At 65.5% G+C, this 23,561-nt stretch carries 25 protein-coding genes; 17 read left to right on the top strand and 8 right to left on the bottom strand.

The genetic code is table 11. From position 1 onward, the window contains the following. Nucleotides 1-81: 81 nt before the first annotated feature. Nucleotides 82-387 (bottom strand): putative quinol monooxygenase, encoded by a 306-nt coding sequence (locus tag ABJO18_RS17110; protein WP_348509363.1) that lies wholly within the window; start codon nucleotides 385-387, stop codon nucleotides 82-84. A 165-nt stretch (nucleotides 388-552) separates the two neighbouring features. Here ABJO18_RS17110 and ABJO18_RS17105 point away from each other — a divergent pair, with 165 nt between their 5' ends. Genes ABJO18_RS17105 through ABJO18_RS17095 form a run of 3 tightly spaced genes read left to right on the top strand, consistent with a single transcriptional unit; the run spans nucleotide 553 to nucleotide 2,689 of the window. Next, a complete protein-coding gene (locus ABJO18_RS17105; RefSeq protein WP_348509362.1) occupies nucleotides 553-1,173 on the top strand; it encodes a hypothetical protein in 621 nt (206 codons plus the stop codon). After that, complete coding sequence (locus ABJO18_RS17100) at nucleotides 1,173-1,385, top strand: helix-turn-helix transcriptional regulator (protein WP_271186325.1); 213 nt, start codon at nucleotides 1,173-1,175, stop codon at nucleotides 1,383-1,385. The genes ABJO18_RS17105 and ABJO18_RS17100 overlap by 1 nt, the downstream gene beginning before the upstream one ends. Further along, on the top strand, nucleotides 1,382-2,689 hold the full coding sequence (locus ABJO18_RS17095) for a serine hydrolase domain-containing protein (protein WP_348509361.1): 1,308 nt from the start codon (nucleotides 1,382-1,384) through the stop codon (nucleotides 2,687-2,689). Before ABJO18_RS17100 ends, ABJO18_RS17095 begins: the two co-directional genes overlap by 4 nt. A gap of 14 nt (nucleotides 2,690-2,703) precedes the next feature. Here ABJO18_RS17095 and ABJO18_RS17090 read toward each other — a convergent pair whose 3' ends face one another. The 4 genes from ABJO18_RS17090 to ABJO18_RS17075 all read right to left on the bottom strand — a co-directional run bounded on the left by ABJO18_RS17090 (nucleotide 2,704) and on the right by ABJO18_RS17075 (nucleotide 7,852). Continuing rightward, nucleotides 2,704-3,285, bottom strand: a complete 582-nt coding sequence (locus ABJO18_RS17090) for a nucleotidyltransferase family protein (RefSeq protein ID WP_348509360.1) — start codon at nucleotides 3,283-3,285, stop codon at nucleotides 2,704-2,706. Between the two features lie 97 nt (nucleotides 3,286-3,382). Next, a complete protein-coding gene (locus ABJO18_RS17085; protein WP_348509359.1) occupies nucleotides 3,383-5,956 on the bottom strand; it encodes a bifunctional aspartate kinase/diaminopimelate decarboxylase in 2,574 nt (857 codons plus the stop codon). A gap of 134 nt (nucleotides 5,957-6,090) precedes the next feature. Further along, nucleotides 6,091-6,906 carry a crotonase/enoyl-CoA hydratase family protein gene (locus ABJO18_RS17080; protein WP_348509358.1) on the bottom strand — a complete coding sequence of 272 codons (816 nt, stop codon included), beginning with the start codon at nucleotides 6,904-6,906 and terminating at the stop codon, nucleotides 6,091-6,093. A 73-nt stretch (nucleotides 6,907-6,979) separates the two neighbouring features. Further along, nucleotides 6,980-7,852 carry a DUF308 domain-containing protein gene (locus ABJO18_RS17075; protein WP_348509357.1) on the bottom strand — a complete coding sequence of 291 codons (873 nt, stop codon included), beginning with the start codon at nucleotides 7,850-7,852 and terminating at the stop codon, nucleotides 6,980-6,982. A gap of 160 nt (nucleotides 7,853-8,012) precedes the next feature. Between ABJO18_RS17075 and ABJO18_RS17070 the strand changes: the two genes are divergently transcribed. The 8 genes from ABJO18_RS17070 (at nucleotide 8,013) to ABJO18_RS17035 (ending at nucleotide 16,159) form a co-directional block, all read left to right on the top strand. Beyond that, nucleotides 8,013-9,476, top strand: coding sequence for an AMP nucleosidase (locus tag ABJO18_RS17070; protein ID WP_348509356.1), 1,464 nt, complete (start codon nucleotides 8,013-8,015; stop codon nucleotides 9,474-9,476). Between the two features lie 100 nt (nucleotides 9,477-9,576). Further along, nucleotides 9,577-10,203, top strand: coding sequence for a hypothetical protein (locus ABJO18_RS17065; RefSeq protein ID WP_348509355.1), 627 nt, complete (start codon nucleotides 9,577-9,579; stop codon nucleotides 10,201-10,203). Between the two features lie 47 nt (nucleotides 10,204-10,250). Then, nucleotides 10,251-11,459, top strand: a complete 1,209-nt coding sequence (locus tag ABJO18_RS17060) for a helix-turn-helix domain-containing protein (RefSeq protein ID WP_348509354.1) — start codon at nucleotides 10,251-10,253, stop codon at nucleotides 11,457-11,459. Nucleotides 11,460-11,638: 179 nt separating this feature from the next. Continuing rightward, nucleotides 11,639-12,403, top strand: coding sequence for a MipA/OmpV family protein (locus ABJO18_RS17055; protein ID WP_348509353.1), 765 nt, complete (start codon nucleotides 11,639-11,641; stop codon nucleotides 12,401-12,403). Between the two features lie 218 nt (nucleotides 12,404-12,621). Continuing rightward, entirely contained in the window at nucleotides 12,622-13,251 is a 630-nt protein-coding gene (locus ABJO18_RS17050; RefSeq protein WP_348509352.1) for a DUF2306 domain-containing protein, read from the top strand. Nucleotides 13,252-13,294: 43 nt separating this feature from the next. Next, a complete protein-coding gene (locus tag ABJO18_RS17045; protein ID WP_348509351.1) occupies nucleotides 13,295-14,065 on the top strand; it encodes a tyrosine-protein phosphatase in 771 nt (256 codons plus the stop codon). A 22-nt stretch (nucleotides 14,066-14,087) separates the two neighbouring features. Beyond that, a complete protein-coding gene (pabB, locus tag ABJO18_RS17040) occupies nucleotides 14,088-15,362 on the top strand; it encodes an aminodeoxychorismate synthase component I (RefSeq protein ID WP_348509350.1) in 1,275 nt (424 codons plus the stop codon). Continuing rightward, nucleotides 15,359-16,159, top strand: a complete 801-nt coding sequence (locus tag ABJO18_RS17035; RefSeq protein ID WP_348509349.1) for an aminotransferase class IV — start codon at nucleotides 15,359-15,361, stop codon at nucleotides 16,157-16,159. The genes pabB and ABJO18_RS17035 overlap by 4 nt, the downstream gene beginning before the upstream one ends. Here ABJO18_RS17035 and ABJO18_RS17030 read toward each other — a convergent pair. From ABJO18_RS17030 to ABJO18_RS17020, 3 genes are read right to left on the bottom strand one after another with little or no spacing between them, the layout of a single operon-like run. Next, a complete protein-coding gene (locus ABJO18_RS17030) occupies nucleotides 16,148-16,687 on the bottom strand; it encodes a TadE/TadG family type IV pilus assembly protein (RefSeq protein WP_348509348.1) in 540 nt (179 codons plus the stop codon). The genes ABJO18_RS17035 and ABJO18_RS17030 overlap by 12 nt on opposite strands. Then, nucleotides 16,680-17,246: a TadE/TadG family type IV pilus assembly protein gene (locus tag ABJO18_RS17025; RefSeq protein ID WP_348509347.1), complete on the bottom strand. Its 567-nt coding sequence runs from the start codon at nucleotides 17,244-17,246 to the stop codon at nucleotides 16,680-16,682. The genes ABJO18_RS17030 and ABJO18_RS17025 overlap by 8 nt, the downstream gene beginning before the upstream one ends. 21 nt (nucleotides 17,247-17,267) lie before the next feature. Continuing rightward, complete coding sequence (locus ABJO18_RS17020) at nucleotides 17,268-17,735, bottom strand: pilus assembly protein N-terminal domain-containing protein (protein WP_348509346.1); 468 nt, start codon at nucleotides 17,733-17,735, stop codon at nucleotides 17,268-17,270. A gap of 272 nt (nucleotides 17,736-18,007) precedes the next feature. Here ABJO18_RS17020 and ABJO18_RS17015 point away from each other — a divergent pair, with 272 nt between their 5' ends. From ABJO18_RS17015 to ABJO18_RS16990, 6 genes are all read left to right on the top strand, one after another. Further along, entirely contained in the window at nucleotides 18,008-18,169 is a 162-nt protein-coding gene (locus ABJO18_RS17015; protein WP_348509345.1) for a Flp family type IVb pilin, read from the top strand. 158 nt (nucleotides 18,170-18,327) lie between these two features. After that, nucleotides 18,328-18,825: a prepilin peptidase gene (locus ABJO18_RS17010; RefSeq protein ID WP_348509344.1), complete on the top strand. Its 498-nt coding sequence runs from the start codon at nucleotides 18,328-18,330 to the stop codon at nucleotides 18,823-18,825. A gap of 177 nt (nucleotides 18,826-19,002) precedes the next feature. Continuing rightward, nucleotides 19,003-19,845, top strand: a complete 843-nt coding sequence (gene cpaB / locus ABJO18_RS17005; protein WP_348509343.1) for a Flp pilus assembly protein CpaB — start codon at nucleotides 19,003-19,005, stop codon at nucleotides 19,843-19,845. An 11-nt stretch (nucleotides 19,846-19,856) separates the two neighbouring features. Next, on the top strand, nucleotides 19,857-21,317 hold the full coding sequence (locus ABJO18_RS17000; RefSeq protein ID WP_348509342.1) for a type II and III secretion system protein family protein: 1,461 nt from the start codon (nucleotides 19,857-19,859) through the stop codon (nucleotides 21,315-21,317). A 12-nt stretch (nucleotides 21,318-21,329) separates the two neighbouring features. Beyond that, the gene (locus tag ABJO18_RS16995) at nucleotides 21,330-21,998 is read left to right on the top strand and encodes a CpaD family pilus assembly protein (RefSeq protein WP_348509341.1); all 669 of its coding nucleotides are present in this window, start codon (nucleotides 21,330-21,332) and stop codon (nucleotides 21,996-21,998) included. A 58-nt stretch (nucleotides 21,999-22,056) separates the two neighbouring features. Beyond that, nucleotides 22,057-23,559, top strand: a complete 1,503-nt coding sequence (locus ABJO18_RS16990; protein ID WP_348509340.1) for an AAA family ATPase — start codon at nucleotides 22,057-22,059, stop codon at nucleotides 23,557-23,559. The last annotated feature ends 2 nt before the right edge of the window (nucleotides 23,560-23,561 follow it).

Raw genomic sequence — 23,561 nt, 5'->3', positions numbered from 1 at the left:
TGCTCCATGGTCCTGAGTGGTCGCGTGATCGAACCGATGAACCGGCTTCCACTTCACCTGATCACGCTCCAGGCGCGTGAACTAGAGCGGCTCCTTGGCCAGACCGTGCCCGCCTGCGGGCGCGGTTTCGGCGATCCGCTCCATGCCTGCAATCAGGGGCCGGCCGCGGGCGATCGCCTGCTGCACCGAGGGCAGTTCCAGCGATGCGCGGTGGCTTTCCGCATTGTCCCAGACCTCGGTGATCCAGATCGCGCTGGCATCCTGCGGATCGCGTGCGACGACATAGCTGAAACAGCCCGGCATGCTGGCCATGCCCTCCAGCAGGATATCGACCAGCGCATCACGCTGCCCCTCCGCCGCGATGAATTTCCCGATCAGCCCGTACATGCGTGTCCCCTGTGCGTGTCCCGTGACTCGCGAGGCTAGCAAGGCTCCGGCAGGAATTCCATGCGCAAGCGATGGGAAAACCCGAGTCAAATTTTTACGTAAAACATAATATTTTTCTTGAAAAACATAATCTGAAATGCGATCCGGGCGGCGAAGGAGTTGCCCATGACCGCCCGAATTCTCGACTGGCTGCTGACGGCCGTTCTCATGCTCGCCGTGGCGGCGAGTGTGATCGCCCTCGCATTCGTCATCATCGCGCCGCTTGCGGGCCAGCCGCTGGACGCGGGCTACAGTGTGCGTCTGGAAGGGGCTCCGGCCGTTCAGTCCGACGCCGGCGGCGCCCATGCTGACATTCGCCAGGGCAGCCTGATCGTCACCGGGGCAGGCCTGGTTGCAGACCTGTTTCGTGCGGCTGATGTGTTGATCACCGGCGCGCTGTGGATCGCGGCGATCTGGATGCTGCGCCGGGTCTGCCGCCAGGTCGCCACCCGGCGTCCCTTTGCGCCGGCCACGGCACAGGGGCTGATCCTTGCCGGTATCCTGATCCTGCTGGTTCCGGCCTGGCAGGCCGTGCGCGCGCTGGTCTGGCAGGTCATCCTGCTGCCACACGCCCCGTCAGACACGATCCTGATCCACACATTCGCTCGCGTGCCGGAAGGCGGTGCCCTGCGCATGATGCCGGACATCGATGCCGGTCTCCTGGTCGCGGGCCTCGTCCTGCTCGTCGTCGCCCAGGCTTTCCGCGTCGGTGCCGAAGTGCAGCGCGACAGCGACGAGATCGTGTGATGCGGATTGTCGTGCGGATCGACGAGATGATGGCCCGCCGCAAGATGTCGCTGAACCAGCTGGCGGCCGAAGTCGGCGTGTCGACCACCAATCTTTCCCTGCTCAAGAACGGGCACGTCCGCGGCGTGCGCTTCAATACGCTCCTGGGCATCTGCCGCGCGCTGGATTGCCGGCCCGGCGACATTCTGGATATCGAAGAGGACGAAGAATGAACCGCACGCCTTCCATGTGGGCCATCCTGGCCGCGAGTGTTTGCGTCGCCTGTGCACCGGCGACCGCCGAGGACGCCGTCCCGCCGGCCGTGGCTGCCAGCCTGGAGGCGGCGGTCGAGCAGGGCGGGCGGCCTGGCGTCGTGCTCGGCTATGTCCGCGACGGGCAGAGCGTCTTTCTCGCATATGGCCGCACGGGCAATCCGGCATCTCCCGCCATCGGCCCCGACACGGTTTTCGAGCTCGGTTCCGTCACCAAGCTCTTCACCGCTGAAACCCTCGCCGGCCTGGCGGTACAGGGCGACGTATCGCCGGACACGCCCCTTTCGGCCATCTGGCCGGACCGCCTGGCCGGCAATCCGGTGACGCTGGCCCAGCTGGCGACACACCGCGCCGGCCTGCCGCGGCAAGTCCCTGGCGAGGTTCTGTCTGCCAATGGTGCCAACGCGCTGATCGAAGTGGCCCGGTCGGCTGCGCCGTCGGACACGCCGGCCTACTCCAATACGGGCATGGCCCTGCTCGCGCTTGCCCTGACGGAAGCGACCGGCCGGAGCATCGCCGGCAATCTGGCGGTCGCGGTGACCGGGCCGCTTGGCCTGGCCGACACGGTCTACGAAATCGATCAGCCGGAGCGCCTGGCGCATCCTCATGCAGGCGGCCGCGATATCTCGGACAGCCGCCCGCAGACGGTGAGCGTCGCTCACGGCACGGGCGGTCTTTATTCGACGGCGCGGGATCTCGCGCGGCTGGTCGAAGCGCATCTGGCACCTGAAGGAGACGCCGCTGCAATCGTCAGTCTGGCGCTCGACGGCACGGATGGCGTGCCACTGGGTTGGCAGGTGCATGACAATGGTCAGCGCCGGGTCTTCCATCACAGCGGCGATGCCAATGGCTATCAGGTCTTTGTCGGCTTCCGTCAGGACACGGCGACCGGTGTGGTGCTGCTGAGCAATGCCTCGGCCGATGACGGGCTGCAGCAGATCGCCCTGCATCTGCTCGATCCGTCCGTTCCGCTGCCGGTCTTCGGCTCGGGTGGCGCAGCAGAGGGGCTGGCGCAGTATGAAGGCGAGTATCGCTTTGCCAGCGAACCGGACGGCAACCGCATCCGGATCGAGGTGAGCGGGGCAGACCTGATCTATGTCGAAACGGCGCCGGACGGCACGCTTGTCCGCCGCACCGGCCTTGTCGAGCGCGAACCCGGCCTGTTCCGGATCCGCGGCATCCCCGCCGGAATCCGGTTCGGCGATGCGGGCGCTGCCGAACTTCTGGTTGGTGAAGACCGCTACGAACTGGTGCGCAGCGAGTAGGAGCGCGCGCCATCTCAGACCGGCGCGCACGCGTGCGGCGTGCCGGTTTCGAGGGTCAGCCAGGGCCAGCGGGAGCGGTAGCTTTCCGCCTTGGCGAGAAACAGCTCCGTCTCGTCGAGCAGGGGATTGGGTCGCAGGATGCCGGCCCAGGTCTCATCCAGCCCGTTGGGGGCATAGACCTCGCCTGTTGCCACTTCCACACCGATCGATGTGCAGGGGATCAGGAAACGGTCGATACCGTCGCGCGCCGATGTCAGCGGCGCAATGGCCCGTCCGAAACGCTGCTCATACCAAAGGTGAACGCGCGCCTGATTGCGGATCTCGACCTGCGGCGCGAGCGGCCCGAGCAGGGCATTGGCCCGCTCGATCACGGCGTTCTCGGCCTCCCAGGAGAGGTCGGAGTTGTCGAAATAGAAGACGTCGAAATCCTTGATGCCCCAGCCCGGCTCGCGTCCGGAACGGTGATTCCAGACGGGCTGGAACAGGCAGCCGGCGGTCAGATGGGCCTGCGGCAGGCCCAGTTCCGGCAGCGTTGCGAGCAGTGTGGCATTCGCGGGAAGCGATGCCGCGATATCGAGCAGGGTGTCCGGGGTCATGGCAATGAGAGCCTAGGCGCCCACAGGCGATTCGACAGCCCGCAAGGCAGGCGGGCGGCCAGCGCGCTTCTACGCCGGCCGCCCGTGGTCCCGATTGCTAGATCGCCACCTCGCCCGCCGGTTCGCGCATGTTGTAGCTGGACGACATGACGCGGCCATAGGCGCCGCCATTGGCGATCAGCATGACATCGCCTTCCTGCGTTTCCGGCATCAGGCGCTGGGCGCCCAGACGGTCGGCGGTTTCGCAGATCGGACCGACAATATCGGCGATCCAGGCGGCGTCCTCGTCGAGCCGGGTGAGATTGACGATCTCGTGCCGCGCACCGTAGAGCGCCGGGCGGATCAGCGAGTTCATGCCGGTATTGAGGCCGATGAAGCGCGCATCCGGGGTGTGTTTGAGCTGGGTCACCCGGGCGAGCAGAACGCCGGCTTCCGCCGAGATATAGCGGCCCGGCTCGATCCACAGCTGGTATTGCGGATGGGCGGTCTTGAGATCGCCCAGCACCGCATCGAGCGCCACCATGTCGATACGGCGCACACCCGAGGCCTCGTCGACCGACAGGCCGCCGCCCAGATCGAGGATCTCCACGTCCGGCATCGTGCGTGCCGTCTCCACCAGGAAGAGGCCGACCCGGCGCCAGTGATCCGGGTCGGAAATGCCCGAACCGGAATGCACGTGCAGGCCGTTGACGATCGCGCCGGCCTGGGCGGCGAGGGTGCGCGCCTCGTCCAGCTCGTCGGCATGCAGGCCGAACTTGGCTTCCGGCCCGGCCGTGCGGACATGCTTGTGATGGCCTTCCGGGCGCTGCGGATTGATCCGCAGCGTGATCTTGCGGCCCTTGAAGATCTCCGGCCAGGCGCGCAGCGGGTGCAGCCCGTCCAGCGTGACATGCACACCCAGTTCCAGCGCTTCGGCGTATTCCGCCTTCGGCGCGAAGTTCGGCGTGAACAGGATGCGGTCGGCCTCCAGGCCCGGCACCGCCTCGCGGGCGGCGCGGACCTCGTTGATCGAGACGCATTCCACGCCCAGGCCCGCAGCCACCGCCGTGCGGATCATGTCCGGATGGCCGTTCGCCTTCATCGCATACCAGCCGCGATCGAGATGCTTCAGCCCGGAGACCGCTTCGGCGCGCGCGCGCACGGTCTCCAGATCGTAGACATAGACCGCCCCGTCGGCCGGGCAGAGATCGAGCAGCGCCTGGCGCTTGTTGCGCCACCAGGTGCCGGCACCCGCCGGGGCCGCCCCGGTCAGGTTTTCGCCGATCTCCCGCCAGGACGGACCGAAAGTCTTGTCGCGCGGTTTCGGCTGGATCAGCTGGTCGTGCAGGCGGCGGCAGAGCGGCCGGCCCTGATCGCCATCCACCACGACAGTGAGGTTGAGATCATTGGCCGCCTGGGAGACCAGCCGTACCGGATAGTGGGCGAAGGCCTCCATCGCCGGGCCGAGCTGGGCGAGCAGGGCGCGCACACCGCGGCCGACCATCGAAACGGCGGCACAATCCTCGATCAGCTTGACGCTGGCGATCTGCGACAGCTCGTCCTCCAGCGCACCGAGCACGTCCGGCGTCAGGCCCGGATCGTCGTCCAGCGACACCGTGACCGAGGTCTCCGAAGTGGAGACCAGGTCGATCGACACACCATGGCGCGAGAAGGGTTCGAAGGCCCGCGCCAGAAAGCCGGAGGCGCGCCACATTCCGTCGGTCTCCAGCGTGATCAGGCGCACGCCATGCTTCACCGACACCGCTTTCATGCGCGGCGTGTCTTCCGACGGGGTGGCCGAGATCGTTGTGCCGGTCATCTCCGGCCGGTGCGTGCACAGCACCTGCATCTCGATACCGGCGCGGCGCACCGGGCCGATGGCGCGCGGGTGCAGCACGCCGGCGCCCATCGAGGCCAGTTCCTGCGCCTCTTCATAGGCGAGCGAGCGGATCTGGCGGGCGGCGCCGGTCAGACGCGGATCCGCCGAGAAGAAGCCGGGCACGTCGGTCCAGATCTCGATACGCTCGGCGCCCAGCTTGGCGGCAAAATAGCTCGCCGATGTGTCCGAGCCGCCGCGGCCCAAGAGGGCGGTGTCGCCATCCTCGCGCCGGGCGATGAAGCCCTGGGTGACGATCACCGGCGGCAGGTCCGCCAGCGTGCGCTGCAGATGCGCGTCGGCATCGAAGGGGCAGTCGCAGGCCAGATAGCCGCGGGCGCCGGAGGCGTGGGCCGCGGTCAGGTGATCGCGCGCATCCAGCCAGGCCGAGGCCACGCCTTCGCGGGCCAGCCAGGCCTGGCCCAGCGTCGTCGCCATCAGCTCGCCCTGGGCCATGATGCGCGCCTTCAGGCGCGGCGACACATCGCCGGTCAGCGACAGGCCGGCGCGCAGCCGGTCCAGCGCGTCGAAATAGGGCGCCAGCAGGGCCTCGCCCTCGACACCCAGCTCGCTCGCCAGTTCCAGGTGGCGCGCCTTGATCGCCGCAAGCTCGGCCTCGCCCTCGCCGGCGACCGCGCGGGTCACCAGCGTGTCGAGCAGGTCCGAGATCGTCGCGACGGCCGAGTGCACGACGAAGACCCGTTTGCCCTCCGCCCGCACATCGGCGATCCGTTTGGAGATAACACGCCAGTCCGCCAGCGATTTGACGCTGGTGCCGCCGAATTTCAGTACGACCCAGTTCTGCGTGTTGCTCATGGCTATCTCCATTACGCCGCAGGGCCGGCGTGGCCCTCGGGGCGCGGCGTGCATACAGGCCCTGTTGCGGCGCAACAACAGATAATTGCGCGAATCTCAGTCCGCATGCCTGCCATGCGCATTTTCCATGCTGGCTAATCCCGAAAATCAGGCGTCCGTTTGTCCAGATTGGCCATTACGGCCTCGACCTGGTTCGGCTGGCCGATGATCGCCTGCTGCAGGCGGGACTCGGCGGCCAGGATCTCGCCGGCATTGGCATCGTCCAGCCCGTTGAGAAGCACTTTGCAGGCGCGGATGGCCGAGGGGCTGCGATGGGCGATCTGCTGCGCGATCTCCAGGGCGCGGGCCTGCGGATCGGGGTGCACCTCGGTGACAAGACCGGCCTCGCTGGCCCGGGTGCCGTCGATGCGTTCGGCAGTATAGGTCAGCCGGCGCAGGACATCGTCGCGCACCAGGCGGCGCACGCGGGCCATGCCCGACATGTCGGGCACCAGGCCCCATTGCGTCTCGGCGATGGCGATCTTGGCGTCTGGCGCGGCGATGCGGATATCGCCGCCCAGCGCGATCTGCAGCCCGCCGCCCAGCGCGCCGCCCTGGATCGCCACGATCACGGGCACCGGCGCTTCATGCCAGGCATAGGCGGCGTATTGCGGCGTGTTGCACAGACCGTGCGTGCGCGGCTCCAGCGCGGTCGATGCTGTCCCGTCCTCGCCCGCCATCGCGGCGAAGCTGCCGAAATCCAGCCCGGCGCAGAACATCCGGCCCCGGCCGGACAGGATCGCCACCCGCGCCTCGCGCTGTTCGCGCAGCCAGGCTGCCGCCTCGATCAGCGCGTCGAACATGGCCGGGTCCAGCGCGTTCAGCTTGTCCTCGCGGATCATTTCGATCCGGGCAATGTGATCGCCGAGCGAAACCGCAACGCGGTCGTGGAAGGTCCGGGCCTGCGTCATGACGCCATCCTTTTGTGTCAGGCGTCCGTGCTTAAAGCCATTGGTGGCGTCCGCCAACGGCCTGCGGTTCTGTTTAATCGCGGCGGCGCTGGGTGTGGACGACGACAGGCCGGCCTGAACTGGCACCCATAATGACGGGCCAGCTGATCCCTGCCATCACGCTGCGGCAGGGCGCATCGGCGTGACAGGCAGCGGCGAATTCGGCCGAGGTCTCCATGGTCTCCGGCGTCAGGTCCGCCATGCCGAGATGGCCGGCGATCCGGGCCGGCACATCGATGCCATAGCGGTTGCGGACCTCCCGCGCAGCCTCGGCCAGCGTGTCGGTATCGGCACCGCATTGCCGGTCGCCCAGCACGCATTCGGCGTGGAAGGCGAGCCAGTCGCCCTCGTCCTGCGCGGCCTCGATATAGCGGTCGAACAGGTCGGCCGGGCTGATGCTGTAGTCCATCAGCTCGATGGAGTCGTAGCGCCTGCGGGCCCGGGAGCCGAAATTGTGGTAGGGGCGTTCATCAAGCCTTGCACCGTCCGTGACGGCCCGGATTGCCGGCGGCAGGATCGGGCGGAAGGTGACGCATTCATTGCGGCACACCGGATAGGGGTAGATCGCGTCCAGGCTCTCCACCCACAGCACATTGCGCGGCGAGCCGAACTCAATGGCATTGGTGCGCATGTTATGGCCGATCACCAAGACGCAAACGGCCATGGCCAGGCTGGCGATACCCAGCAGGGTTGCCAGCATCATCTGCTTCTTCATCAGGGCGAAAAAGAAGCCACCCACGAGGAGGACCAGGCCGGCGACGAGATACCAGCCGCTCGATGTGGCCAGATAGATGAGCGTCTGCAGGAACCAGAACGGAAAGACGATGAAGATCATCGCGAGGATGAGCAGCTGTACCAGGGTCAGGACCGCATTGCTCAGATCCTTGAAGTTGAAAACCAGAAACATGGACGCCCCCGTGCTTGTTCCAGCGGGCACGATGAAACGCCAGAGCTGAACGCTTTGTGAATGCTTTCCCTTGCCAGGCGAGGGGGGAGGGCGCGCTGTCGCCGATATTTCGTGATCTGGGAGATTTACCCCCCGCAAGAATTGGGGCATGAGGTGCGCGATGACAGTCTTTACGGTTGCGAACAGCCCCGAGGAAGCGGTGGAGCAGCTCGATGCGCTCTACCAGGCTTCCGTTGAACGTCTCCAGACAGCCCTGAGAACCTTCCTGACCGGCGGAAAACCGCCATCGGACCAGGACCGCAAGTCCGGAGCCTTTGTTTATCCCGAGCTGCGGGTCACCTATCTGCCGGACGGCCCGCCGCCACCGGTCAGCCGCGCTTTCGGCAAATTCACCGATACCGGCGTCTACGCATCCACGATCACGCATCCGATGCTCTACCGCGCCTATCTGATCGAACAGCTCACCCTGCTGGCCGACCAGTACGAGATCACGATCGAGACCGGCCCGTCGCAGGTGGAGATTCCCTTCTCCTACGTGCTCGACGGCGCCGACGATCTGGACATGAATGCGGTGACGCCGGCCGAGCTGGTGCGCCACTTCCCCTATGCCGACCTCTCGCGGATCGATGACGACCTGCCCAATGGTCAACGGCCCTCGGTGCCGGGCGAGGTGAAACCGCTTTCCCTGTTCGAGGCGCCGCGGGTCGATTATTCCCTGCAGCGGCTGCGCCACTATACCGGCACGCCCTACGAGGACACACAGCAGTTCATCCTGTTCACCAATTACCACCGCTATGTCGATGTCTTCACCGCCTGGGCCATCCGCCAGCTGAAGGAAGACAATCACTACGAGGCTTTCTCGGCGGCCGGCCATGTGCGCGTCGATGCCGACACGCCCAATGCCCACGCCCTGGTGGAAGGCGCGCCCTGGCGCCGTTTCCAGATGCCGGCCTATCACCTGATCGCGCCGGGCGGCCGCGGCATCACCCTGGTGAATATCGGTGTCGGTCCCTCGAATGCGAAGAACATCACCGACCACCTGGCCGTGCTGCGCCCGCAATGCTGGCTGATGATCGGTCATTGCGCGGGCCTGCGTCATTCCCAGCGCCTGGGCGATTACGTCCTGGCCCACGCCTATCTGCGCTATGACGCGGTGCTGGACGAGGCGCTGCCGATCGAGATCCCGATCCCGCCGATCGCGGAAATCCAGATCGCGCTGGAAGAGGCCGTCGCCAATGTCAGCGGCGATAGCGGCGATGCCCTGAAGGCGCGCCTGCGCACCGGCACTGTGGCGACCTATGCCGACCGCAACTGGGAACTCACCTATGCCGCCCAGTCGCGCCGCATCAACCAGTCGCGCGCTATCGCACTGGATATGGAATCGGCCACCATCGCCGCCAACGGCCTGCGCATGCGGGTGCCCTATGGCACGCTGCTCTGCGTCTCCGACAAGCCGCTGCATGGCGAGCTGAAACTGCCCGGCGCCGCCAATCTCTTCTACCAGCGTTCGGTCTCCGAACACCTCGCCGCCGGTCTCGAGACGATCGAGATCCTCAAGCGCGACGAGGGTTCGGCCCTGCATTCGCGCAAGCTGCGCAGTTTCGACGAGCCGCCCTTCCGGTGAAAAGAGGGACATGTACCTCGGGTACGTGTCCCGGTAAAAGAGACGGCAACGGGGACACGTACCGCAGGTAGATGTCCCCATGCTTGCGAGGGGGCGCTCCATGTCGAAGACTTCTTCCGCCCGGGCCTGGCTGGGCCGTGCGGTCATCGAGGCCGCACTCATCGTGTTCGCGGTGGTGCTCGGTTTTGTCGTCAATGAATGGCGCGAGGATGTTTCCGACCGGCGTGCGGCCGAGGCGGCGATGGGCCGTGTGGTTGCCGAGATCGAGACCAATATCGCCCAGCTGGAAGCCGTGGTGGATTATCACGAAGGCGTGGTCGAGCGCATCGACGAACGCCTCGCCGAAATCGCGGCGGCCGGCGAACCCGTCCGCGGTGTCGCCTTCGACGAGTTCGGCGAACTCATGCCGCGCGGCGTCAACGCGCCCGGCCTGTCCAGCTTCGCCTGGCAACACGCCCAGCAGCATGGCCGGCTGGACGTGCTGCCCTATGCCGTCGTGGCCGGAACGGCGCGCGTCTACGGCATGCAGGCCAGTGGCGTGGAAGCCACCTGGCGGCAGATCGTCGAACTGTTGTTTGCCGGGCCGCAGATCATGCGAGAGCAGGACCTCGAGGCCAGCCTGCGCTTTACCCAGATCGGCTTTGGCGAGCTGGCCTCACAGGAGCGCTTCCTGATACAACAGTATCGTCAGCTGCTCGAAGAATTGCGCGAGGCCGGGCTCGACTAGGCCGGTCGCGGCGATCACGCCGCGCGAAACGTCCCGGGGTACTCCCAATGCTCGGTCAGTACGTGCCGCTTGATCTGTCAGCGCTGGACTTCCTGCAGATCGTGATCGGCGCGATGACGGCCGCTATTGCAGGCTTTGCCGCACTCCTGCTCCTGTCCCGCGATCATGATGCCCGGATGCGCACGCTGGGACTGGCGCTTTTCTTCCTGGCGACCGCTGTCTCGGAGCTCGACGAGCTTTACATGCATGCAGGCGGATACGCGCTGCATCCCTGGAGCATCGCCCTGGCGTGGCCGCTTATCGTGATCATCGGACCGGCCATCCTGCTCTATGTCCGCGACATGACCGCTGCCGAGCGCCCGCCGATGACGCCGGTGCGCTTTGCCCGCTACGCCTGGCCGGTCCCGGCCGGCTATCTGATCGCGCTGCCCTTCTTCCTGCGCCCGGGTGAGGAGAAGCTGGCCATGCTCGCAGGCGGCGATGCGCCGGATACGATCGCGTCAGCGGTCCCGGCCATTCTCGGCGTCCTCTTCCTGGTGATCGCACTGGCCTCCCTGGTTCTCGCCTTCCGCGGGCTCCTGGCGCACATGCGCAGCCTGCGGAACCTGTTCGCCAATATCGAGGACAAGTCGCTGAACTGGGTGCGGGCGGTCCTGCTGGTCCTGTCGGCAGCCTGGATCTGGGGGGCGGCCAGCACGCTCTGGCGGCTCGACGACCAGGTGCCGCAATGGCAGGGCCCGCTGGCCAGCATTCTGGAAATGGGATGGGTGTTTGCCTTCGCCTTCTTCGGCATCCGCCAGGGCGAGATCTTTCCTGCCCGCACTGTTCCGCCACTGGCAGAGGCGGCGAAATACACCCGCTCGGCGCTGGACGCGCAGCGCATGGACCGGATCGCCGCCCGGATCGAAAACGCCATGCGCGAGCAGCATCTCTACCGCAATCCGGCGCTCTCGCTGCGGCAATTGTCCGACACGATCCGGGTCTCCCAGAACTATATCTCCCAGACGCTCAATGACCGGCTGGGCCGCAACTTCTTCGATTATGTGAATGCCTGGCGGATTGCCGATGCCTGCCGGCGTCTGGGCGAGGGGGCTCGTGTGCTGGATGTGGCGCACGAGACCGGGTTCAACTCCCGCTCCACCTTCAATGCCGCCTTCCGCAAGCATACCGGCACCACGCCCAGCGCCTGGCGCCGCCAGCCCGCCGCCGACTGGCCGGACGGGCTGCCGCGGATCGAGGCTTCACCGGCAGAATAGGTCTGCCGGCCATGTCCGGGCGTGAGCGTCCGGACATTCCCGCGTCCCGGCGTGACCGTCCGGACGACCCGGCCGCGAAGGCACGGCACAAGACGGGCGGCCCGCCGCACCGTCCAGCTCCCAATTCCCCAGCCTGGTGCAGCGGGCCATCCCCCGAACTGTATAAGGTGTATCCGATCATGAAATCCGCTTGCTTCCCGGCCATGGCCCTCGCGGCCGGACTGGCTTTCCCTTGCCTGGCGGCTGTGGCCTCCGCCCAGGACGCCGAACCCCGCTGGACGGCCGGTCTGGGCGTTGTCGTCAACTCCAATCCCTATCTGGGCGCCGATGACGATGTCGAAGTCACGGCCATCCCCTACATCGCCTATGAGACTGACTGGCTCTCGGTCAGTCCCGAGGGAGCCGCCGTGGCGCTCTACCGCGGCGAGGCGTTCCGGCTGGAAGCGCTGATCGCGCCGCGCTGGCAGTTTGCCGAACCTGGCGATGTCGCCGGGCTGGAAGACATCGAGCGCGACATTGCCGTCGATGGCGGTTTTCGTGTGTCCGCCGCCAGCGGTCCGGTGACCGTATCCCTGGCGTATCTCGCAGACCTTTCCGGCAAGCATGAAGGGCAGGAAGTCACCTTGTCGGTTGAAGCGGAGACGGCGCTGACGCCGCGCTTCGCGATCTCGGCGGAGGCCGGGGCCTATTGGCGCGACAGCGATCTGGGCACCTATATGTATGGCATCTACGCCGATGAAGTCCGGCCCGGCCGCGCCGCCTACACTGCCGATGATAGTGTTGCGCCCTTCATGGCGGCCATGGGGCGCTATGCCCTGACCGAGCGCGTCGCGATTGTCGGCGCGATCGAGGTCGAGGCCATACCGGATACCGGCCGTGACAGCCCGATCATCGATGCGGATGCCCGCTATGGCGCCTTTCTGGGACTGATGGTCCGCTTCTGATCCGCCGGGGCGGGGCCGGTCTGCGACCGCCCCGCGCCGCTGGAGCAGGATCGTTTCCTGCGGAATCGCTCCGCTCCAGAATCCTGAGTGGTCGCGTGATCGAACCGGTGAACCGGTTTCCACTTCACCTGATCACGCTCGATTTGAGCGGTCACGTGATCGAACCGGTGAACCGGTACCCACTTCACCTGATCACGCTCTGTTCACCGGAGACAATCATGTCCGCACTTCCTCGCCGATATGCGCTGGCGCTCGTCTTTCTGTCCGCGCTGGCCGTGTGTGCCGTGTCGATGCGCTATTTCATGGTTTCGGCCGATGCTTACCCGTTCGAGGAACAGGGCGCCGTCTACGCGGCCAATCGCACGGCGCTGCTGGTGCATGTGGCGGGCGGCATGCTGGCGCTGCTGGCCGGGCCGGTCCAGTTCCTGCGCGGCCTGCGTGAACGCCGGCCCGTCCTGCATCGCACCAATGGCTGGGTCTACGCACTCGCCGTCGTCAGCGCGTCTGCAAGCGGATTGGCGCTGTCCGGTCATGCTTTCGGCCCACCATCCAACAAGGCGGCCTTCGCGATGCTCGCGGTGCTCTGGTTCATCGCGACGGCGACCGGTATCCGGGCCGTCATCGCCGGCGATCTCCTGCAGCATCGCCGCTGGATGATCCGCTCCTATGCACTCGCCTTCTCCGGTGTGACGCTGCGGGCAGAAACACTCCTGCTGGCCGTTGCGGCGGACATGGAATTCGCCGCCGCCTACGGCATCGCCGCCTGGCTGTGCTGGGTCGGCAATCTCCTCGTCGCAGAATGGCTGATCCTGCGCTGGCCGCCTGCGAGGTGCGGATTGCACGCCTGATGCTCCTCTTGCCGCGGCGGTGCGGATTGCGTACCTCCATGGCATGACACGGATTACACCGCTTGAAGGCGTCCATAATTTTCGTCATTTCCACGGCTATGACGCAGCCGGCGGCGCGAAGGTGCGCGAGGGTCTCTACCGCTCCGGCCATCACAGCCGGGCCACCGCGGCCGATCTGGAAATCATGCGCAAGCTGGGCATCCGCGTCGTCGCCGATCTGCGCAAGGCACGCGAGCGCACCAACGAACCCTCGGCCTGGCCGGAAGACATGGCCGTCCGTGTGATCGCCTCGGATCTGGGCGATGCCGGCGAGCCGCCGCATCTGGCCTTCATGCGCAAGGGCGTCCATACGCCCGAAGCCGTGCGCGACTACATGCTGTCGGCCTATCGCCGCATCCCCATGGAGGCGTGCAATCAGGAAGTCTATCGCGAAGGCTACCGGGCGCTGGCCTCGGGCGAGGCGGATGGCGGTTTCCTGGTTCACTGCGCTGCCGGCAAGGACCGGACGGGGATATTCTGCGCCCTGATCCTCGAGGAGCTTGGCGTCAACCGGGATACCGTGATGGCGGACTATCTGCTGACCAATGAAGCGGTGGATTTCGACAGCCTGATTCCGCGCATCCAGGAACGCTCCCTGGAACAGTATGGCCAGGCCATGCCGTCCGCCATGATGCAGGTTTTCCTGGGCGTGGATGCCGACTACCTCGCCGAGGCCTTCCGCACCATGGGCGATACCGACCGTTATGTGGCCGGCCAGCTCGGGATTACCGAAGCCGAGCGCCAGGCGCTGCGCGAACGCTGGCTGACGTCCTGAGAGCGGCCATGGCGCGCATGACATGACGGGCCAATCGATCGACCTGCCCTGGCGGGACCCGCTGGCGGCCTTTGCGCCGCTGGCCGGCGAACCGAATGCCCTCCTGCTGCACGACGGCCGCAATGGCCGGGCGCGGATCTTTGCGTTTCCGGACGCAGTGTTTGACGGCGAGGGCCGGGCCGGGTTCGACGCGCTGGCTGACTCCGCGCGAACGCGGGGCGGGCTTCACGCCGGTCTTCTCGGCTACGATCTCGCTGCCGCCTTCGAACGCCTGCCGCATCCCGATCCGCGCTGGCCGATGCTGGCCATGGCCCGCTATCCCGCCTGGGCCGAGTTCGACCGGGAGGCCGGGACCTGCCGGGTTCACGGTGAAACCGCTGCCGCGATCGACCGCCTTGCCGGCGCGCTGGGGGCGGGCGAACCCGTCCCGGTTCCCCCTGTCACGGGTGCCCGGCTTGAACCGCGCTGGAGCCGTGAGCGCTATCTCGACGCCGCCCGCCGGGCCCGCGATTATGTCCATGCCGGCGATGTGTTCCAGGTCAACCTGTCCCAGGCCTTCGATATCGAACTGGCGGAGGAGGACACGCCCTGGGCGGTCTTTTGCCGCCTTTGTTCGGCCAGTCCGGCGCCGCATGCGGCCTTTCTCCGGCTCGACGCCGACCGGGTGGTGCTGACCAATTCGCCGGAACGGTTCCTGAAGGTCCGGGACCGCCGGGTCGAGGCGCGGCCGATCAAGGGCACCCGCCGCCGCGCGGCCGATCCGGACACCGATGCCGCGCTCGCCGCCGAACTGTCGGCCAGCGCGAAGGACCGCGCCGAGAACCTGATGATTGTGGATCTGATGCGTAACGATATGTCACGCGTATGTCGGTCGGGCAGTGTAGGTGTGCCGCACTTATGTGAACTGGAAAGCTACGCAAATGTGCACCATCTGGTCTCTGTCGTCGAAGGCGAGCTGGCCGCGGATCACGATGTCTTCGATCTTCTGGCCGCCAGCTTCCCGCCGGGCTCGATCACGGGCGCACCCAAGGTCCGGGCGATGGAAATCATCAGCGAACTCGAGGGCGAACCGCGCGGTCCCTATTGCGGGGCACTCGGCTGGACTGAGGGGGCTGCTGCGCTCGATCTCAACGTCATGATCCGCACGGCGGCGCTGCGCCGGTCTGGCGGGCGCTGGCGGGCCAGTGTGCGGTCGGGCGGAGGCATTGTCGCCGACAGCGATCCGCAGGCAGAATACGAGGAAACCCTGACCAAGGCCTCGGCCCTGCGCCGGGCTTTCGGCGTGGAGGCGGAATGAGCGGTATTGCATTCAAGGATGGCGACTGGATCGAGGAGACCCGCAAGGCCTGGGCGCTCAATGACCGGGGGGCACTGCTCGGCGACGGGCTGATCGAGACCATGCGCGTCGTGCGCGGGCAAGTGCTGCGCTTTGACCGTCACATGGAAAGGCTGTCGCGCAGCTGCGCCGATCTCGGCCTGCCCGGTCCGAAGGACGCGGAGGGCATTGCGGGCCTCATTGCCGAGCTCGTTGCCGAGAATGCACTGAAGGATGCGGTGGTGCGCCTGACCCTGACCGCCGGGCCGGGGCCGCGCGGTCTTGACCGGCCGGACGAGATCATCCCGTCTCTGGCCCTGTCCGCGGCGCCTTTCACGCCGCCGCCGGCGCAATACCGACTGGCGCTGAGTGAGATCCGGCGGTCTCCGGCGAGTATTGCGGCACGTTACAAGACGCTGAGCTATATGGATAATCTGCAGGCGCGGCGGCAGGCTCGCGGCGCCGGCGCCGACATGGCGCTTCTGCTCGATACCCGGGGCAATCTTTCCGGCGGCGATTGTGCCAACCTGTTCTGGACGCGCGGGGAGGAAGTCTTCACGCCGGATCTGCGTTGCGGTGTGCTGGCCGGAACCGTGCGGGCCGAGATTCTCGATTCCATTCCCGTCGAGGCGGGAAACCACGAGCTCGGCGAACTGATGCAGGCCGATGCCGTCTTTGTCACCAATGCCGCTATTGGCGCAGTGCCGGTCGTCTCGCTGGACGGGGTGCCGCTGGGCAGCGGGGAGTTGCCGCCCCGGATCGCCGCGCTATTCGCGTGACACGACAAGCGAGCGCCGCGGCCGCAGATAGAAGGCTTCATTCAGGTTGAAGCGCGACATGCCGAGCTCGCTGAACAGCGTCTCGTGCTCGTAATTCACTTCGACCATGATGATGGAGCGGTTCGGCTGCAGGATGCCTCCGGGTATCGCCACACCGGCTCCTTCCGAATAGGGCGACATGCCTCGTGCGTCCGACCATTGCACCTCGACGTCTCCGCCATTGTCCATCATCACGCTGGACACGCGGATCTGCATGGGTGTCGGGTCAAAGGGCGCAAGAATGACGGTGCCGGCATTGAGAATTTCAACCATCTCGTCATCGGTGATGATGTCGTCCTGGGCGACGAGATCGGCAAGGGCGCTGGCCGCGCTTGTGACTTTCCGGTCAATCGACAGGACCAGGCTGAGATCGACGGCACCGAGATAGAGCAGGATCATCACCGGTGCGATGAGGGCAAACTCGACAGCCGAGAGGCCTCGGCAGTCACGCCAGAAGCGGTGCAGGCGGGCAATCGGCGAACTAGTCATCGAAAGGCTCGTTGCGGAAAACGGTGGCTGCCGTGATCAGGTGCTGGTTGCCGCTCATATTGGCCAGGGCTCCGGAAAAGCCCGGCGTCAGCAGCTGCCAGCGATAAAAGACGCGGACCAGCACGATGTCGCCGGCATCGCCGGGATCGAAACCGAAATCATCCGTGTTGATGGCGCCGTCCTCGACCGGACTGGACTGGTCGACATTGTCGAAGTCCTCGAAGACCCGCACGTCGATCTCGACATTGTCGCAGGTGCCCAGCACCACAATACGGTCGCATACGGCAGTACGGAACGCAGCCTGGGACATGCCGGAGGACTGGGCGCGGCCCGTGCGGATGTCGCGGGCGGTCTCGAGAACGGCGTTTTCGAGAACCGAGCCAAGGAAGAAGACAGCTGCGATCTCGATCATCGCAAAGAGCAGGAAAAAGAACGGCGCCGCGATCATCGCGAATTCGACGGCAGCCACACCCGAGCGATTGCGGGCGAAGCGGCGCAGAAGGGCACGGGTGCGCCGGGCGGCAAACCCTTGTCCGGCCAGGAGGTCCGATAGCTTCATCACGCCTCTCCGTGACCGGGACTATTGTTGCGGCTGCCCGCCGCCACTGCCCAGTCCGGCCTCTGCCGTCCCGAGCCGGGCCTGCTGGGCACCGGTAAGCTGGTTGAAACGCTCGTCCTCGTCGCCGACGCGCGGCACGTTCTCGCAAACGTCGCCGCAGGAGAGCGTGTAGCGGTTGGCACCACGGAAATAGGCGACCTGACCCTCGACCGGATTGGTCACCACGATCTCGCGCGAGTAGATGATGCGTCCGACGCGATCCAGGGCGATGACATTGGTGCGGCCTTGCAGGCGCCCCGTGACAACGAGCGTGCGGCCATCATGGACCAGGGCATCTGCGATCGAGGGATTGCCGATCACGATGGCAGAGGCTTCGCCGGGCAGGCGCACGACCTGCGCATGCTCGACGGCGACAGAAAGTTCGTTGGCAGCTGCCGGCATCGTGCAGGCGATGGCCAAGGTGAATGCGGCGGCGGTCCTGTAGAACATGATGGGCACTCCGTCCCGGTCAGCTGAACATGGCCTCCAGTCTCGCGCGCGCGTCTGAATCTTTTCTAAACGGCGCTGTGCGTATTTGTTTTTGAAATCGGACGGTATTGTTATTTCAATGTTAACTATAGCGAAGATTGGTGTTCGTACAGATTTTATTAAGCACGTATTTTTACTGAACTGAAAGCGTTCTCGTGTTTGATGGGCCTCGTTCAGGAGGGGTCGGGACGGATCGGCTCCTGATGGTGAGGTACCTACACGGGAGTAGAAAAATGAAACTCGTTTCTCGCTTTTTCAAAGACGAATCTGGCGCCACCGCGATTGAGTACGGTCTGATTGCCGCCCTTATCGCCGTCGTCATCATCGGCGCCGTGACCACGCTCGGCACGGGCATCCAGGGCGGTTTCCAAACCGTCTCCGACGCGGTCAACTAAGACACGTCAAACACTGCTTCACGCAGTGGAAGGGCCGCCCCGAAAGGGCGGCCCTTTTTCTTTTCACTTGTCCGGCCGCGACTTGGGCAGACTTGTTGTGTCGCCAACCCGATATTAAGGCCTTTGCAGCAGTATCGCCCTCGACCAGGAGGGAAACCATGCTGACCGATATCCTGCTGCTTGCCTTTGCCGGCCTGATGGTGGCCGCCGCGTTTTCCGACGCGGTGCGCTTTACGATCCCCAACTGGTTGTGCGGCGTCATCGCCGCCGGATTTCCGCTGGTCGCCGTGGCGGCCGGACTTGGCTGGGCCGATGCCGGCCTGCATGTCCTCGCGGGATTTGTTGCCCTCGTCTTCGGATTCGCGCTTTTCGCGCCGGGCTGGATCGGCGGCGGTGACGCCAAGCTGATCGCTGCGGCCGCGCTCTGGATGGGGTGGACGGATCTGGCGGCCTTTGCTTTCCACACCGCGCTTGCTGGCGGTGTTCTGGTCCTGTTGCTGATCGGCATCCGCCGCATGGTTCCCGTTTTCGACCTTCCGGCCGGATGGGTCGCCCGAACCGCGATCGCGGAAGGCGCTCCGGTTCCCTATGGAATCGCGATCGCCGCTGGGGCCTTGTGGACCTTGCCCGGAAGCACGCTGTTTGCGGCCGTCTGAGTACCTCAGGCCCGGGCAAGATAAACTTTGCCGTGCAAGCGAATCATCCGGAATTACCGGCACATGCGGAAAAATCCGGAGTTCAAACGGATTGTCCGGATAGCATTAACGCGACTTTGAGGAATTCGGCTTCTCCTGTGGGGCGTATTCGTGCGCCCAAGAGGTTCGAAGCGTCCCATGAACGCTGTCCGTATTGCCATTCTTGCCGCCGCCGCGATCGCAGCGATCGCCGTGGCCTTCTTCGTAAAGCAGGCCATGTCGGGGTCCGATGCTCCGCAGGTCGTGCAGGTCCAGGAAGAGCGCCCGGCTGTTCGCATCCTGGCGGCACGTAACGACCTGGCGACGGGTGCGCGCGTGGGCGCTGGTGATTTTTACTGGCAAGCCTGGCCCGAAGAGGCGGTTTCCAACGGCTATATCGTCGAAGGCCAGGGACAGGGTATCGAGGATTTTGCCGGTTCCGTTGTTCGCGCACCGATCGCCCAGGGCGAGCCGATAACCGGCCGCCGCCTGGTGCAGCCCGGCGATGCCGGCTTCATGGCAGCTGTCCTGTCGCCGGGAATGCGTGCTGTGGCCGTGCCGATCTCGGCCGAGCGTGGTGCCGGTGGTTTCATTCTTCCCAATGACCGCGTCGACGTCATCGTCTCCTTCGAGGATGACGGGGAAGGCGCCCGCGGCGGCCGTCGGGCATTCGTTGCCCGCACGATCGTGGAAAATGCGCGCGTCCTGGCCATCGACGAAATGTTCGGTGATGGCGAGGGTGAGGAAAATGTCGTCGGCGATACCGCCACACTCGAGCTGACCCCGGACCAGGCACGCGCCGTCGCCGTCGCGGTTGCGCGCGGTGAGGTAACCCTCGTGCTGCGCAGCCTGACGGACAATGAAGGCGGTCCTGTTCTTGTGACCGGCGGCGAAATGGCTGACGCCGATGGAATGACCGAAAGCCTGTCACCGCGCACGAACCAGGTGACGCTGATCCGTTACGGCCATGCCCAGCAAATCGCGCTGGCCGGAGACGAGTGAGGACTGACGCGATGATCCGCTCCCTGATCCTTCTCGCCGCGATAGCGGTTGCCGCTCCGGTCCAGGCCCAGGCGCCTGGTACTGAACGCGGCAACACCATGCAGGTCTACATCCGCGAGCCTGGCGATGGCCCGGTCTCGCAGAATCTGGATCTGCCGCTGTCCAAGGCTGCAGTCGTCCATCTGCCGGTCGACGTTGCCGATGTGCTGGTGACCAATCCCGAAGTCGTCGACGCTGTCGTGCGGACGCCGCGCCGGGCCTATCTGATGGGTATGGGTATCGGCCAGACGAATGCCTTTTTCTTCGACGCCGACGGTCAGCTGATCCTCGATCTCAACCTGCGCGTCGAACGCGATCTGGCGCCGCTGCAGGACGCGCTGGAGCGTTTCCTGCCGAATGCGCGCGTCCAGGCCGAGGCGATGAATGACCACATCGTGCTGTCCGGCTCGGTGCCGAGTGCTTCGGACGCCGATGCGGCCTTGCGGATTGCCCAGCGCTGGGTCGACGATCCGGAGAACATCCTGTCCATGATCTCGGTCCAGGCGCGCGAGCAGGTGATGCTGAAAGTGCGCATCGTGGAGATGCGCCGGACCATCGTTCGCCAGCTTGGTGTCAATCTGACAGCGGGCGGCAACACTGGCGAATTCGGTTTCCAGGTCGAAACGGAGCCGCAATTCTCGCAGGTCGGGTCCTTCCTGGGCGGAATGGGTGCCCTGCTGGAATGGACCAGCGGGAACCCCACAGGCGTAACCGATGTCTCGACCCTCCTGCAGGCAATGGAGCGGGTTGGTCTGGTCCGTACGCTGGCCGAACCCAACCTGACTGCGATCACGGGTGAATCGGCCAACTTCCTGGCGGGTGGCGAATTCCCGGTTCCGGTCGGCCGCGACCGCGACGGCAACGTCATCATCGAATACAAGCCGTTCGGCGTCGGGCTGGGCTTTACGCCGGTCGTCCTTTCGGAAGGCCGCATCAGCCTGCGCATCTCGACAGAGGTCTCTGAGCTGACAACGCAGGGTGCGCTGACGGCCCAGGAAAGCCTGGTTGTGAACGATGCCGGTGAAGTGATCGGCACCGTGCCCGGCCTGACGATCCCCGCACTGAATGTGAACCGGGCCGAGACGACAGTGGAACTTCCCTCCGGCGGCAGCCTCGTTCTGGCTGGCCTGATCCAGGAAGAGACACGGCAGAATCTCGACGGCGTCCCGGGTGTTCGCAACCTGCCGGTTCTGGGCACGCTGTTCCGCTCGCGCGACTTCGAGAACCAGGAAACCGAACTGGTCGTGCTGGTCACGCCTTATCTGGTTGATCCGGCCAATCCGAACCAGCTGAATACTCCGGCCGATGGCTATCGCACGCCGCACGAGGCGACAGCCTTCCTCTTCAACCGGATCAACCAGGTTTATTCCGTGCCCGGTTCGGATGCCGGCGACCAGTCCTGGTCCGGTCCGGTCGGCTATCTGTTCGAGTAGGTGGAGTTGGTCATGACGGCGTTCCGTACAAGTTTCGCAGCCCTGGCTTCGCTTGCCGCCCTGACGGCTTGCGCGTCGACCCCGAGTGCCGATGTCGGTCTGCCGCGCGCAACCGCCATTGCGGAGACATTCCGCAGCGAGATGATGATCGATCCGCGCGACAATGGTCTGACCTGGCAGCAGCGCAGCCAGCTGGCAGCGATCGCCAGCGAGTACAAGGCGCGTGGCCATGGCCCGCTCGTAATCAGCTATCCTCAGGGCGGCGGCAGCCAGGACGCCGCGATTGGCGCTATCGCCGAGGCGCGGACCTTTCTCTACGAGCAGGGCATTGACTGGCGCCAGATCGTCGGCGGTGCGTATGACGCCCGGGGCGGGATGGACGGGCAGGTGATCTTCTCGTTCCGCCGCTATGCGGCGGTCGCACCTGAATGCGGAACCAGCTGGGACAATCTCGCTGTCGAGCGCGACAATCAGGCGTACAGCAATTTTGGCTGCGCGATGGCAGCCAATCTCGCCGCCATGATCGCCGATCCGCGCGATCTGGTCGCGCCGAGAACCATGGGGGTGGCAGATACGGGCCGTCGGCAGACCGTGCTTGATGCGTATCGGGCTGGGGAATCGACCGCGAGTGAGCGTTCCGATCACGAGAGCGGTGCGGTCTCGGAAGTCAACGAAAACTAGGGGGCGAAAGGCGCGAATGATGAACGACGCAAACAGAGCCCTCAGGGCCGATCCGCTCATGGATGACGGGGATGATCCGTTCCTGGAGGCCGAAGACGTTGAGCGGATGCTGCTCGGCGAGGCGGCCCCGGCGCGCCCTGCGCCGCCCATGAACGCGCCGCAAGGCGGCTTCGGCGCTGCCTATGATGATGACGGCGATGACCCGTATCTCGAAGACGAGGACGCCTTCGACGACAGCGACTATCCGGCCAGCCCCGCACCGCGCGCGACCTTCGATCCGAGCGCGGCCGAGTATGACGGCATGCACGACGAAGTCGCGCCTGTCGGAGCAAGCGGTGCCTTCTATGGCGAGGTCGATGGCGAGGTCTCCGACCAGCCGGTGCCGCGCATCACCGTAGCCGCCTTCTGTGAACGCCCTGAAACCGGCGCTCTGGTTCACAATGCCGGCAACGACCGCCGTCTTGCGAAAGCGCATGTCACGGTCGAACTCGGCGGTCTGCCTGCTGCAATCGAACGCTATCACGATGAATCAACGCCCAACCTGCTGATTGTCGAGAGTGGCATGCGCGGGCGGGGCCTGTTCGACCAGCTCGAGGAGCTGGCCGGCGTCTGCGATGCGGACACCAAGGTGATCATCGTCGGTGCCGCGAACGATATCGGTCTCTATCGCGAGCTGATGAAGCGCGGTGTGAGCGAGTATCTGGTGCCGCCGATGACGCCGCTGCACCTGATCCGCACGATCTCGGAGCTTTTCCTCGATCCCGATCAGCCTTTCGCCGGAAAGTCGATCGCCTTTATCGGGTCCAAGGGCGGCGTGGGCTCGTCGACCGTCGCGCACAATTGCGCCTGGGCCCTGACCGAAGGCATCCAGACCGACGCTGTTCTGGTCGATCTCGACCTGTCGTTCGGAACGGCGGGCCTGGACTTCAACCAGGATCCGGCCCAGACGCTGGGCGATGCCCTGGCCGAGCCCGACCGTCTGGATGATGCCCTGCTCGATCGCCTGCTGGTGCGCTGCACGGAACGGCTCAGCCTGTTCTCGGCACCGGCCACGCTCGACAAGGATTGGGAATTCTCGCCGTCCGAATACGAGATCGTGCTCGACAAGGTTCGCCGCCAGGCACCCTTCATGGCGCTCGATCTGCCGCACATCTGGATGCCCTGGGTCAAGCAGACACTGCTCAGCGCCGATCAGGTCGTGGTCACGGTGACGCCGGACCTGGCATCCCTGCGCAATGCGAAGAACCTGTTCGACCTGATCACCAGCGCGCGTCCGAATGACGAGCCGCCCAAGGTCGTTATCAACATGGCCGGCATGCCCAAGCGTCCTGAAATTCCGGTCAAGGATTTCGCCGAAGCGCTGGGCACCCAGCCGGCCCTCGTCTTGCCGTTCGAGCCGCAATTGTTCGGCAAGGCGGCGAATAACGGCCAGATGATCACCGAGCTCGATGCCAAGTCCAAGGCGGCGGAAGGCTTCACCCACCTGGCCGGTCTGGTCAGCGGTCGTGCGAGTACGCCGCAGCGTTCGCGTTCCCTGTTCGGAAAGATGTTCGGAGGCTAGTC

Source organism: Maricaulis sp., from assembly GCF_039978735.1.
In the GTDB taxonomy this organism is placed as follows: Bacteria; Pseudomonadota; Alphaproteobacteria; order Caulobacterales; family Maricaulaceae; genus Maricaulis.
Note: the sequence above shows the minus strand (reverse complement) of the source record. Positions and strands in the feature narration are given on the sequence as shown.

Bases quoted from the DNA above. Each gene is read 5' to 3' on its own strand.
- ABJO18_RS17110 (WP_348509363.1), bottom strand. From the start codon at position 387: ATGTACGGGCTGATCGGGAAATTCATCGCGGCGGAGGGGCAGCGTGAT.
- ABJO18_RS17105 (WP_348509362.1), top strand. From the start codon at position 553: ATGACCGCCCGAATTCTCGACTGGCTGCTGACGGCCGTTCTCATGCTC.
- ABJO18_RS17100 (WP_271186325.1), top strand. From the start codon at position 1,173: ATGCGGATTGTCGTGCGGATCGACGAGATGATGGCCCGCCGCAAGATG.
- ABJO18_RS17095 (WP_348509361.1), top strand. From the start codon at position 1,382: ATGAACCGCACGCCTTCCATGTGGGCCATCCTGGCCGCGAGTGTTTGC.
- ABJO18_RS17090 (WP_348509360.1), bottom strand. From the start codon at position 3,285: ATGACCCCGGACACCCTGCTCGATATCGCGGCATCGCTTCCCGCGAAT.
- ABJO18_RS17085 (WP_348509359.1), bottom strand. From the start codon at position 5,956: ATGAGCAACACGCAGAACTGGGTCGTACTGAAATTCGGCGGCACCAGC.
- ABJO18_RS17080 (WP_348509358.1), bottom strand. From the start codon at position 6,906: ATGACGCAGGCCCGGACCTTCCACGACCGCGTTGCGGTTTCGCTCGGC.
- ABJO18_RS17075 (WP_348509357.1), bottom strand. From the start codon at position 7,852: ATGTTTCTGGTTTTCAACTTCAAGGATCTGAGCAATGCGGTCCTGACC.
- ABJO18_RS17070 (WP_348509356.1), top strand. From the start codon at position 8,013: ATGACAGTCTTTACGGTTGCGAACAGCCCCGAGGAAGCGGTGGAGCAG.
- ABJO18_RS17065 (WP_348509355.1), top strand. From the start codon at position 9,577: ATGTCGAAGACTTCTTCCGCCCGGGCCTGGCTGGGCCGTGCGGTCATC.
- ABJO18_RS17060 (WP_348509354.1), top strand. From the start codon at position 10,251: ATGCTCGGTCAGTACGTGCCGCTTGATCTGTCAGCGCTGGACTTCCTG.
- ABJO18_RS17055 (WP_348509353.1), top strand. From the start codon at position 11,639: ATGAAATCCGCTTGCTTCCCGGCCATGGCCCTCGCGGCCGGACTGGCT.
- ABJO18_RS17050 (WP_348509352.1), top strand. From the start codon at position 12,622: ATGTCCGCACTTCCTCGCCGATATGCGCTGGCGCTCGTCTTTCTGTCC.
- ABJO18_RS17045 (WP_348509351.1), top strand. From the start codon at position 13,295: ATGACACGGATTACACCGCTTGAAGGCGTCCATAATTTTCGTCATTTC.
- pabB (WP_348509350.1), top strand. From the start codon at position 14,088: ATGACGGGCCAATCGATCGACCTGCCCTGGCGGGACCCGCTGGCGGCC.
- ABJO18_RS17035 (WP_348509349.1), top strand. From the start codon at position 15,359: ATGAGCGGTATTGCATTCAAGGATGGCGACTGGATCGAGGAGACCCGC.
- ABJO18_RS17030 (WP_348509348.1), bottom strand. From the start codon at position 16,687: ATGACTAGTTCGCCGATTGCCCGCCTGCACCGCTTCTGGCGTGACTGC.
- ABJO18_RS17025 (WP_348509347.1), bottom strand. From the start codon at position 17,246: ATGAAGCTATCGGACCTCCTGGCCGGACAAGGGTTTGCCGCCCGGCGC.
- ABJO18_RS17020 (WP_348509346.1), bottom strand. From the start codon at position 17,735: ATGTTCTACAGGACCGCCGCCGCATTCACCTTGGCCATCGCCTGCACG.
- ABJO18_RS17015 (WP_348509345.1), top strand. From the start codon at position 18,008: ATGAAACTCGTTTCTCGCTTTTTCAAAGACGAATCTGGCGCCACCGCG.
- ABJO18_RS17010 (WP_348509344.1), top strand. From the start codon at position 18,328: ATGCTGACCGATATCCTGCTGCTTGCCTTTGCCGGCCTGATGGTGGCC.
- cpaB (WP_348509343.1), top strand. From the start codon at position 19,003: ATGAACGCTGTCCGTATTGCCATTCTTGCCGCCGCCGCGATCGCAGCG.
- ABJO18_RS17000 (WP_348509342.1), top strand. From the start codon at position 19,857: ATGATCCGCTCCCTGATCCTTCTCGCCGCGATAGCGGTTGCCGCTCCG.
- ABJO18_RS16995 (WP_348509341.1), top strand. From the start codon at position 21,330: ATGACGGCGTTCCGTACAAGTTTCGCAGCCCTGGCTTCGCTTGCCGCC.
- ABJO18_RS16990 (WP_348509340.1), top strand. From the start codon at position 22,057: ATGGATGACGGGGATGATCCGTTCCTGGAGGCCGAAGACGTTGAGCGG.